Origin of the sequence: Ancylomarina longa (assembly GCF_003996985.1) — a bacterium.
Taxonomy (GTDB): domain Bacteria; phylum Bacteroidota; class Bacteroidia; order Bacteroidales; family Marinifilaceae; genus Ancylomarina_A; species Ancylomarina_A longa.
In genome coordinates this window covers 1-400 of record NZ_RJJX01000275.1, presented here as the reverse complement: position 1 = coordinate 400, position 400 = coordinate 1, and the positions used below count along the sequence as shown (strand labels likewise).

General features: G+C 38.2%; 1 protein-coding gene. It reads left to right on the top strand.

Annotated elements, in window-relative coordinates; all coding sequences use genetic code 11:
* Positions 1-96 precede the first annotated feature (96 nt).
* Positions 97-400: type II toxin-antitoxin system death-on-curing family toxin (locus DLK05_RS17155; RefSeq protein ID WP_127345121.1), on the top strand; the 304-nt coding region annotated here is incomplete at its 3' end.

Here is a 400-nt window from a genome sequence, read left to right as displayed (position 1 = left end):
ATTTAGCAATGACGAAGCGACTAAACGTGTTGTGATGCATAGTGCAAAACGAGTCATTAATCAGCATAAAGCTGAAATCCAAGAGCTTGCTTATAAATGAGTTTGATTAGCTCAACATTCGTCATTGCTGTGCATGATGAGATCCTATTACAAACTGGCGTAGGGCGAATAGGCTGTCATATTGAAAAGCTAGAAAGCGTATTAAGCCGTATAGATCAGCAGATGTATTACAGCAATGTAAGCGACATTTTTGAGATCGCAGCATGGTTTGGTATAGCTATCTCAAAAGGTCATGCTTTTGTTGATGGTAATAAAAGAACTGGTTTAGCTGTAATGCTGACTTATCTCGAAATTCAAGGTGTTACCATTCAGGAACAAACAGGTTTAGATGATTTGATGG